The 10584-nt window shown below is 70.9% G+C and carries 9 protein-coding genes; all 9 read right to left on the reverse strand.

The annotated features are described in order from the left end of the window. Window positions 1–106: 106 nt before the first annotated feature. Complete coding sequence (locus ABT025_RS38330) at window positions 107–1807, reverse strand: proline--tRNA ligase (RefSeq protein ID WP_351003351.1); 1701 nt, start codon at window positions 1805–1807, stop codon at window positions 107–109. 311 nt (window positions 1808–2118) lie between these two features. Beyond that, window positions 2119–2694 (reverse strand): GNAT family N-acetyltransferase, encoded by a 576-nt coding sequence (locus ABT025_RS38335; RefSeq protein WP_351003353.1) that lies wholly within the window; start codon window positions 2692–2694, stop codon window positions 2119–2121. 59 nt (window positions 2695–2753) lie between these two features. Further along, on the reverse strand, window positions 2754–3596 hold the full coding sequence (locus tag ABT025_RS38340; protein ID WP_351003360.1) for a GNAT family N-acetyltransferase: 843 nt from the start codon (window positions 3594–3596) through the stop codon (window positions 2754–2756). Between the two features lie 171 nt (window positions 3597–3767). Continuing rightward, window positions 3768–4922, reverse strand: a complete 1155-nt coding sequence (gene ispG / locus ABT025_RS38345) for a flavodoxin-dependent (E)-4-hydroxy-3-methylbut-2-enyl-diphosphate synthase (protein WP_219571918.1) — start codon at window positions 4920–4922, stop codon at window positions 3768–3770. Window positions 4923–5107: 185 nt separating this feature from the next. Beyond that, the gene (locus ABT025_RS38350) at window positions 5108–6418 is read right to left on the reverse strand and encodes a M50 family metallopeptidase (protein ID WP_351003355.1); all 1311 of its coding nucleotides are present in this window, start codon (window positions 6416–6418) and stop codon (window positions 5108–5110) included. Further along, window positions 6415–7668, reverse strand: coding sequence for a 1-deoxy-D-xylulose-5-phosphate reductoisomerase (gene dxr / locus ABT025_RS38355; protein WP_351003356.1), 1254 nt, complete (start codon window positions 7666–7668; stop codon window positions 6415–6417). The genes ABT025_RS38350 and dxr overlap by 4 nt, the downstream gene beginning before the upstream one ends. An 82-nt stretch (window positions 7669–7750) precedes the next feature. Further along, window positions 7751–8518, reverse strand: a complete 768-nt coding sequence (locus ABT025_RS38360) for a hypothetical protein (RefSeq protein WP_351003357.1) — start codon at window positions 8516–8518, stop codon at window positions 7751–7753. A gap of 108 nt (window positions 8519–8626) precedes the next feature. Then, window positions 8627–9118 (reverse strand): nucleotidyltransferase domain-containing protein, encoded by a 492-nt coding sequence (locus ABT025_RS38365; protein ID WP_351003361.1) that lies wholly within the window; start codon window positions 9116–9118, stop codon window positions 8627–8629. A gap of 63 nt (window positions 9119–9181) precedes the next feature. Next, window positions 9182–10429: a 3-phosphoshikimate 1-carboxyvinyltransferase gene (aroA, locus tag ABT025_RS38370; RefSeq protein ID WP_351003358.1), complete on the reverse strand. Its 1248-nt coding sequence runs from the start codon at window positions 10427–10429 to the stop codon at window positions 9182–9184. Window positions 10430–10584 lie beyond the last annotated feature (155 nt).

Here is a 10584-nt window from a genome sequence, read left to right on the forward strand (position 1 = left end):
TGGGCTACGTCCCGCTGGTGTTGGGGGGGGGGGTGTCGCGCCCGTCCGCGGGGGGGCGCCGCACGGATGTCCGTGCGGCGCCCTCCGGCGTACGGCGGGGTGGTGGTCAGCCCTGCTCGGTGAGACGGGCGATCGCCTCGTCGACGGTGAGCTCCTCGCGCTCGCCCGTGCGGCGGTCCTTCAGCTCCAGGACGCCCTCGGCCGAGCGGCGGCCGGCGACCAGGATCTTCGGGACGCCGATGAGCTCGGAGTCGGTGAACTTGACGCCGGGCGAGATGCCCGGGCGGTCGTCGACCAGGACGCGCAGGCCGGCGGCGTTCAGCTTCTCGGAGACGTCGAGGGCGAGCTCGGTCTGGAGCGCCTTGCCCGCGGCGACGACGTGGACGTCGGCCGGGGCGATCTCGCGGGGCCAGCACAGGCCCTTGTCATCAGCGGTCTGCTCGGCGAGGGCGGCCACCGCTCGGGAGACGCCGATGCCGTACGAGCCCATCGTGACGCGGACGGGCTTGCCCTGCTGGCCGAGCACGTCGAGGGAGAAGATGTCGGCGTACTTGCGGCCGAGCTGGAAGATGTGACCGATCTCGATGGCACGGTCCACCTGGAGGCCGGCACCGCAGTTGGGGCAGGGGTCGCCCGCCTCGACGACAACGACGTCGAGGTAGTCGTCGACCTCGAAGTCACGGCCCGCGACGACGTTCTTCGCGTGCTTGCCCTCCTTGTTGGCACCCGTGATCCAGGCGGTGCCGGCGGTGACGCGCGGGTCGGCGATGTAGCGGACCTTCTCAAGTCCCTGCGGGCCGACGTAGCCGCGGACCAGGTCGGGGCGGCCCACGAAGTCCTCGGCGGTGACGAGCTCGACGACGGCGGGGGTGAGGTGCTCGCCGAGCTTGCCGAGGTCGACCTCGCGGTCGCCGGGCACGCCCACGGCCACGATCTCGCCGTCGACCTTGACCAGGAGGTTCTTCAGGGTGGCGGATGCCGGGACGCCGAGGTGGGCGGCGAGGGTCTCGATGGTCGGGGTGTCGGGGGTGTCCAGCTCCTCGACAGCGGCGGTCGCCGAGCCGTCGACCGGGGTCGCCCTGTAGGTCACGGCCTCGGTGTTGGCGGCGTAGTCGCAGTTGGGGCAGTCGACGAAGGTGTCCTCGCCGGCCGGGGCGGGCGCGAGGAACTCCTCGGACGCCGAGCCGCCCATGGCGCCGGAGACCGCGGAGACGATGCGGTGGTCGAGGCCGAGCCGCTCGAAGATCCGGATGTATGCGGCGCGGTGCAGCTGGTACGCCTCGGCGAGACCCTCGTCGGTGGTGTCGAAGGAGTACGAGTCCTTCATCTGGAACTCACGGCCGCGCAGCACACCGGCGCGGGGACGGGCCTCGTCGCGGTACTTCGTCTGGATCTGGTAGAGGATCACGGGCAGGTCCTTGTAGGACGAGCACATGTCCTTGACGACCTGGGTGAAGACCTCTTCGTGCGTCGGGCCGAGGAGGTAGTCGGCACCCTTGCGGTCCTTGAGCCGGAACAGCAGGTCGCCGTACTCGTCGTACCGGCCGCTCGCCTCGTACGCCTCCTTGGGGAGCAGCGCGGGGAGCAGGACCTCCTGGCCGCCGATGGCGTCCATCTCCTCGCGGACGACGCGGGTGATGTTCTCCAGGACCTTCTTGCCGAGCGGCAGCCAGGACCAGATTCCGGCCGCGGTGCGGCGTACGTAACCGGCGCGGACGAGGAGCTTGTGGTTGAGCGTCTCGGCGTCCGCCGGGTCGTCGCGCAGTGTCTTGATCATCAATCGGGACATGCGCTGGACCTGGGCCATGATGAACTCCTGCTCGGAAGGGTGATGTGCAGGAGGTTAGCCGGGTGGCGGGGGCGGGCGGAAATCGATTGCCTCGGACCGGCCGGCACACGGGGGTGCAGGAAGGAGCCGAGCTGGGTGCGCGCAGCTGCGGGACGGAGGGCCGGAACATGGCGAATGGGCCCTCCCTGACGGGGCGGAGCCGGGGGGTCGGGGCTCGGGGGCTCGGGGCTCGGGGGCTCGGGGACCATGCCGGCCGACGACAACGCGGCGGATGGGCGTGCGGGCGTGCCCGGCCCCGCGACGCCGCCCCCCCCATGTGCCGGCCGGTCTCAGGCGTGCCCGCGGCGGAGCAGTGGAAGCGGTGCTCCCATGACCGCGTACGGCGTGGGAGCGCTGGGGAAGTGCACCTGCCTGGCGAGGTCCCGGTAGCCGAGCGAGCGGTACAGACCTCGGGCCGGGCTCTCCGTGTCGATCGCGGAGAGGATCGAGCGGGGCTGGTCGACGGCGTCCGTGATGGTGGTGATGAGGGCGCGCCCGATGCCGCGGTTCTGGAACTCCGGGTGGACATGGAGCTCGGTGATCACGAAGGAGTCGTCGAGCCAGCCGGCCGAGCCGGTGGCCCGCAGGTAGGGCTCGACGACGGTGGACCACCAGTGGCCTCGTTCGTTGGGCATGCCGTAGACGAACGCGGCGAGGGCGCCGTCCGGGGTCAGGGCGCCGAGCGCGCGGGCGCGGGGGTGGTCGAGATGTCTGAGGACGATGTGGCGGCGCACTTCGATCTCTTCGGGTCCGAGTCCGAAGGCGACGGCCTGCACGGCGAGCGCCTCGTCCACGCGCGCGGCAAGATCGATCGGTTCGATCCGGACGCTGGGAGTGTGGGGGCCGCCCCCGGAAGCTGCTGCCATGAGCAGACCCTACTGTCCGTGGCCGGGTGCGGGGTACGGGCGGGGACTGGCCGGCGGGATCAGAACAGCACGCTCATGAACGCTCCGGTCTCACGGAAGCCGATGCGGCGGTACGCCTTGCGCGCGGGGGTGTTGTAGTCGTTCACGTACAGGCTGACGATCGGTGCGACATCGGCCAGCGCGTACCGCAGGACGGCCGCCATGCCGGTCTCGGAGTGGCCTCGGCCACGGAATTCGGGGGCGACCCAGACTCCCTGGATCTGGCAGGCCTGTGCGGTGGTGGCGCCGATCTCCGCCTTGAAGACGACCTTGCCGTCCTCGATCCGGGCGAAGGAGCGGCCGGCGCCGACGAGCTCGGCGACGCGGGCCTGGTAGAGGAGTCCGCCGTCGCCCGCGAGCGGGGAGATGCCGACCTCCTCGGTGAACATGGCGACGCAGGCAGGCATGAGGACGTCGACCTCGTCCTTGCGGACGCGGCGGACCAGCGGGTCGGGTGCCACGTCGGCGGAGGGGCTCTCGGTGACCATGAGCGGCTGGTTGGCCCGGACCTCGCGGGCGGGGCCCCAGCCCGGCTCGAGGAGCCGCCACAGCTGTGCGGTGGGTCCGGCCGGGCCCACGATCGAGGAGCAGCGGCGGCCGGCCCTGCGGGCACGGTCGGCGAAGGCACGGACGGCCTCGGGGGTGGCGCAGATGGGGACGAGGTTGGCCCCCGAGTAGCAGAGCGAGCGCAGGCGGCCGTCGGCGTACCAGCCCCACATCTCGCCGCCGAGGCGCCAGGGGTCGAGGCCTGCGATCTGGACCCGGGAGGTCACGAAGGCGTTGGCTACGGGTTCGCTCTCCAGCACCGCGAGGGCGGCGCCGAGGTCGCTGGGTTCGAGGACCCGGGTGGTGGTCTGCGTCAACACGAGGGGGCCTCACCATGCGGTCTGCTGATTTCCGCACTGTACCCAAAGAGGCTGGGAGGCGCCGCTCGTGGCTGTGAACCGTTTCTGCGGATGCCGGTGACCTGGCTCACGGACAGCGCCCCGCGAGGAGGGATCCTCCGGCGGGGCGCTGTCGTGGGTGTCATGGGATCAGCTGATGGAGACCTCGGGCTCGCCGGAGGCGATGCCGTCCTTCTCCATCTGTTCGGCGATCTTGAGGGCTTCCTCGATGAGGGTCTCGACGATCTTCGACTCGGGCACCGTCTTGATGATCTCGCCCTTGACGAAGATCTGGCCCTTCCCGTTGCCCGAGGCGACGCCCAGGTCGGCCTCGCGCGCCTCGCCGGGGCCGTTGACGACACAGCCCATGACGGCGACCCGCAGCGGCACCTCCATGCCCTCGAGGCCCGCACTCACCTGATCGGCCAGCTTGTACACGTCCACCTGCGCACGGCCGCACGACGGGCAGGACACGATCTCCAGTCGGCGCTGCTTCAGGTTCAGCGACTCCAGGATCTGGAGCCCGACCTTGACCTCCTCGGCCGGCGGCGCAGACAGCGAGACCCGGATCGTGTCGCCGATGCCCTCGCTGAGCAGGGCGCCGAAGGCGACGGCCGACTTGATGGTGCCCTGGAACGCCGGGCCCGCCTCGGTCACGCCCAGGTGCAGCGGGTAGTCGCACTGCGCGGCGAGCTGCCGGTAGGCGTTGACCATCACGACCGGGTCGTTGTGCTTCACCGAGATCTTGATGTCCCGGAAGCCGTGCTCCTCGAAGAGCGACGCCTCCCACAGCGCCGACTCCACCAGGGCCTCAGGAGTCGCCTTGCCGTACTTCTTCAGCAGCCGCGCGTCCAGCGAACCCGCGTTCACGCCGATCCGGATCGGCGTCCCGGCGTCGTTCGCCGCCCGCGCGATCTCCTTGACCTTGTCGTCGAACTGCTTGATGTTCCCGGGGTTCACCCGCACCGCCGCGCAGCCCGCGTCGATCGCGGCGAAGACGTACTTCGGCTGGAAGTGGATGTCGGCGATCACCGGGATCTGCGACTTCGAGGCGATCGTCGCGAGCGCGTCCGCGTCGTCCTGCGTCGGGCACGCCACCCGCACGATCTGACAGCCCGAGGCCGTCAGCTCCGCGATCTGCTGCAGCGTGGCACCGATGTCGGAGGTACGCGTCGTCGTCATCGACTGCACCGAAACCGGCGCGTCCCCACCGACCGCCACCGACCCGACCTGGATCTTGCGGCTGACCCGCCGTACGGCGAGCTGGGTCGGAACGGTGGGCATTCCGAGAGAAATCGCAGTCATGCGCTGAGCATCCCCAAGGTGTGGATCAAGGTCCCGAAGTCGGCGGGCTCCGGCCTTCGAGGTTACGGCACCGAGCACGGCGTGAAGCACACCGCGTCCGAGTGCCCGTGCAAAATATGGGCTCCCGGACGCACCGTGCACATCCGCCGTCACTCGGGGTACATGCGCCCCCGTGTACGTCCCGGTCAGGAGATCTTGACCGGGTTGACGACGTCGGCGACCAGGACGAGCAGGGTGAAGCAGATGAACACCCCGGCGACCACATAGGCGAGCGGCATCAGTTTGGCGACGTCGAACGGGCCGGGGTCGGGGCGCTTGAAGACGCGCGCCACGTTCCGGCGCAGCGCCTCCCACAGCGCCCCCGCGATGTGGCCGCCGTCGAGCGGCAGCAGCGGCAGCATGTTGAAGAGGAACAGCGAGAGGTTGAAGCCCGCCAGCAGGAACAGCATCATCGCGATCTGGTTCTGCGCGGGTACGTCCAGCGTCATCACCTCGCCACCGATCCTGGCGGCGCCGACGACACCCACCGGGGAGTCGGCCGCCCGCTCGCCGTCGCTGAAGGCCGCATCCCAGAGGTCGGGGATCTTGGACGGCAGGGCGACGATCGAATCGACGCCGTTCTCGATCATGTCGCCCATGCGGACGACGGAATCGCCGAAGGAGAGCGGGATGATCTCCGTCTGCGCCGCGAAGCCGAGGTAGCCCGCGGAGACGTACTCCCCCGGGATCACCTCACCGTCGGAGTCCTTCTTCGCCACGGCGTTCTTCTTGAGTACGGCGTGGAGGGTCTTCTCCTGGCCGTCGCGCTGGACCGTGATGGTCGCGGGGCCGATCGTGTCGCGGATCTTGTCGGAGAGTACGGACCACTCGTCGATCTTCTGGCCGTTGAAGGCGACGATCTTGTCGCCCACCTTCAGACCGGCGGCCTGCGCGGGCGAGACCGGGTCGGACTTCTTGCAGGTCTCCCGCTTCTCGCTCTGCGAGATCACGCACTTCTGGACACCGGCGACGTCCGTCGTCTGCGTCTGGAATCCGAAGGTCATGGCGACGCCGAGGAAGATCACCACGGCCAGGACCAGGTTCATGAACGGGCCGGCGAACATGACGATGACGCGCTTCCACGGCTTCCGCGTGTAGAAGAGACGCTTCTCGTCGCCCGGTTCCAGCTCCTCGAAGGCGGCGGACCTCGCGTCCTCGATCATGCCGCGCCACGGTGAGGTGGAGCGTGCCTCCAGCTTCCCGTCCGGTCCCGGCGGGAACATCCCGATCATGCGGATGTAGCCGCCTGCCGGAATGGCCTTGATCCCGTACTCCGTGTCGCCCTTCTTCCGCGACCAGACGGTCGGGCCGAAGCCGACCATGTACTGGGGGACGCGGATGCCGAAGAGCTTCGCGGTCGACAGGTGGCCCAGTTCGTGCCAGGCGATGGAGAACAGCAGGCCGACGGCGAAGACGGCGATGCCGAGAATCGTCAGCAGGATCGTCGTCATACTCATGCGCGCGCCTCCGCGGTGGCCTTGGCCGAGAGTTCCCGGGCCCGGGTCCGTGCCCAGGCCTCCGCTTCAAGGACGTCCGTGACCGTCAGCGAAGTTCCCGCCGGAGGCGTTCCGTGTTCGGACACCACCGCCGTGACCGTGTCCATGATGCCGTTGAACGCCAGCCGCCCGGCCAGGAACGCGTCCACGCACTCCTCGTTCGCCGCGTTGAACACCGCCGGTGCGGTGCCGCCCAGCGTGCCCACGTGCCGTGCGAGCCCGACGGAAGGGAAGGCCTCGGTGTCGAGCGGGAAGAACTCCCACGTGGAGGCCTTCGTCCAGTCGAAGGCGGGCGCCGCGTCGGGGACGCGCTGCGGCCAGCCGAGGCCGATGGCGATCGGTCCGCCCATGTCGGGCGGGGTGGCCTGGGCGAGGGTGGAGCCGTCGGTGAACTCCACCATGGAGTGGACGTACGACTGGGGGTGGACCACGACCTCGATCCGGTCGAAGGGAATGTCGTAGAGGAGGTGCGCCTCGATGACCTCAAGACCCTTGTTGACCAGGGTGGCCGAATTGACCGTGATGACCGGACCCATGGCCCAGGTCGGGTGGTTGAGTGCCTGTTCCCGCGTGACGTCCGCGAGCTCGCTCCTGGTACGTCCCCGGAACGGGCCGCCGGACGCGGTGACGACGAGCCTGCGCACATCGGCCCTCTTGCCGGCCGCGAGTGCCTGGAAGAGCGCGGCGTGCTCGGAGTCGACCGGGATGATCTGGCCGGGGGCGGCGAGCGCCTTGACCAGCGGACCCCCGACGATCAGCGACTCCTTGTTGGCGAGGGCCAGCGTGCGGCCCGCCTTCAGCGCGGCCAGGGTGGGGGCGAGGCCGATCGAGCCGGTGATCCCGTTCAGCACGGTGTGGCAGTCGCTGCCGGCCAGCTCCGTCGCGGCGTCGGGTCCGGCCAGGATCTCGGGAGGCTGCTCCCCCTCCCCGTACTCCTTGCGCAGCGCCTCTCGCAGGGCGGGCACCGCATCGGGTGAGGCGACGGCGACCGTGCGCACCCTCAGTTGGCGTGCCTGCTCGGCAAGGAGGGCGACCCGGCCGCCCGCCGCGGAGAGCGCGGTCACGCGGAAGCGGTCGGGGTTGCGCAGCACCAGGTCGATGGCCTGGGTGCCGATGGACCCGGTGGAGCCGAGGATGACGAGATCCCGGCGGCCTTCCACGGCGTCGAAGACGAGGTGCGGGTCGGCGAGGGGGGCGGGGCTGTCGCTCATGCCCCCCATTGTGGCCGCATCGGCTGTGTGCGTGGACAGCGCGCCCCTCGCGCCGCGTCGTCGCTGTTCGCTCATCGAGCCCTCAGCCCTTCGCCGCACGGAACTTGGCCCACTGGGCTGCCATGACCTCGGGTGGCACCCCGCCGATGTCCTCGGTGGAAATGATCTCCGCCCGGAAGGCGAGCGTCGTGGAACCGGAGCGCACGACGGTCAGGTACTCGTACAGCTTCTCCTTCCCCTTCACGTCGAGGATGGTGAAGCGGTACGCCTTCGCCTCGTCGGCCTCGGCCGCGAAGGCGGGGGCCTTGGCGGGTTCGACCTTCAGGTACTTCGCGGCCGCGACGGCCCGCTGCTCGGTGAAGCCGCCGGCGCAGTCACGGCCGGCCTTGTCGAGGGCCTTCATCACGGTGGCCGCGCCGCCCTTCGCGTAGCTGCGCAGGGTGACGTCGACGGTGACGCCGAGCATCTTGTCCGGGACGTCGACCTGGCGCTGGACCTGGGCGGCCGGGTCCGGGTCGCTGACCTCGCCGGAGAGGCTGACCAGCGGCTGGCAGCCGTCGGGGACGGCGGTGTACGCGTCGCCGAACGGGCCGTCGAGGACGTATTCGGACGCCGTGTACGTGCCGACCTTCTCGCCGTCGGTGAAGGACGCGGCCTTCAGGCGTGCCTCGTCGGGTGCCGCGGGCGCGGAGGGCGCGGCCGAGGCCTTGCCGTCCTTCTTCGCACCGGCGGAGCCGGCCGGGCTGTCGTCGTCACTGCCGCAGGCGGACATGCCCAGCGCCATCGCGGCCACCATCCCCACGACCGCCGGCCGGCGCAGTCCGCCCCGCAGGTTCCTCACCCCGTACATGCCTGTCCCCATTTCCCTGGTCCCCGTTTCCCCTGGTGCTTCGTCGTGCGCGTGGGCCGGTGCCCGATCGTGCCGCATGCCGTCGGTCGAGGTCACCGGCCGGGCGGCTCAGAAATGTGTGGCCACACCGAACTCCCTGCGGAGCCGGTCCATGTCGTGCAGGTCGGCCTCGCCGGGCTCGTATCCCTGATGGAACTCGACCTGCTGCCCGACCGAGATGCAGTGCACCCGCGTCCCCCCGATGGTTCCGGTGACGAAGCACTCCGCCGGGTAGCGGAACGGCTTCTGCGGATCGAGCGAGGACTGGACCGCCGACCCGTCGGGGGCGAACTGCAAGGGATGCAGGTCGATTTCCAGCCCGGACGGGTGGCTGAGGACGAACCGTGCGGGGCGCCAGTCGAGCGTCTGAGCGTATCCGGCCGCCGTCAGGGCGGCGACGAGAGCGGGCTCCTGCTCACGGCGGTGCAGCAGATCGAGATCCTTGTGGCCGCGGGTCTCCTCACCGAGCAGCGCATCGATACCCCAGCCTCCGGCGATCACCACATCCGCACCGGCCTCGCGCACCACGGACAGGACGGACAGCACGTCGGAGGCGGACATCATGCCGCGCAGCCTAGCCGCCCCGCACCGGCTCGCGCCCGGAGGTCGTTCCGGCCCGCGGCCCTACCCGTTCAGGAGCTCCGCGAACCCGGCGAAGACCTCGTGGAACCGGGGGAACGTCTTGCGTACGCAGCCGGGGTCGTCGTACGTGATGCCGGGCGTCCGCAGAGCGGTGACGGCGAAGGACATGACGATGCGGTGGTCGCCATGGGTCGCGATCTCCGTCGGCCGCGGGGTGCCCGGCAGGATCTCGATCCAGTCCGGGCCGGTGGTGACCGTGATGCCCATCCGCCGGAGGTTCTCGGCGCACGCCTCCAGCCGGTCGCACTCCTTGACCCGGGTGTTGCCGACGTCCTCGATGCGGACCGGCCCCGAGGCGAAGGGAGCGATCGCGGCCAGTGTGGGCATGGTGTCGGAGATGTCGCGCATGTTGACGGTGAGGCCGCGGAGCGGGCCGGTGGAGCGGACCGTCGTGGCGTCGGCCGTCATGTGCACGTCCGCGCCCATGCGGCGCAGCACGTCGACGAAGTGCAGATCCCCCTGGAGGGCGCCCTGTCCGAGGCCGGGGACGGTGACCTCACGGCCCGTGAGCGCCGCCGCCGCGAAGAAGTAGCCGGCCGTGGAGGCGTCGGGCTCGATGGCGTACGTGGTGGACCGGTAGCCGCCGGGCGGCACCGTGAAGACCGTGTCGCCCGGGCCGCCGCGGGTGACCTCGACGCCGAAGCTCCGCATCATCGCGAGGGTGATCTCGATGTACGGCGCCGACACCAGATCGGTGACCGTGATCCGCAGCCCCTCCGCGGTCAGCGGTCCGAGCATCAGCAGCGCGGTGAGGTACTGGCTGGACTGCCCGGCGTCCAGGGTCAGTTCGCCGCCCTTGATGCCGGCGGCCTCGATGCGCAGGGGGTGGTGGCCCTCGGCGGCCTCGTGGCGCAGGTCGACGCCGAGTGTGCGCAGCGCCTCGGTGAGCGGGGCCAGCGGGCGGCGGCGCATCTGGACGGAGGCGTCGAAGCGGTAGCTGCCGCGGGCGCCGGCCGCCGCCAGGGTCGGCAGGAACCGGGCCGTGGTCGCGCCGTCCCGGCAGTAGACGTCGGCCTCGGTGGCGGCGGGCCCGGACGGGCGGCCCGTGATGTGCCAGGCCTCGGCCTCCCGCACCACCTCGTAGCCGAGGGTGGTGAGCCCTTCGGCGAAGCCTTCGGTGTCGTCCGACCGCAGGGGGCGCAGGAGGGTGCTGGTGCCGTTCGCGGCGGCGGCCAGGAAGAGGGCGCGCGCGGTGACGGACTTGGAACCGGGGACATGGATGACGGTCACGGGCGCCCATCCTGCCGTGCCGCGCGCGCGTGGGCGGGGGGCCGCCCCCGCGGGGGGGGGGCCCCCCCCCCCGGGCCCGGGGTGGGAGGGGGGCAGCGGCTGGGGCGGGGGGCGGTAGGACGCGCCGCGGGGGGCCGGGGGGGGGGGGCGGGACA

Source organism: Streptomyces sp. NPDC002809, assembly GCF_040295435.1.
Taxonomy (GTDB): domain Bacteria; phylum Actinomycetota; class Actinomycetes; order Streptomycetales; family Streptomycetaceae; genus Streptomyces.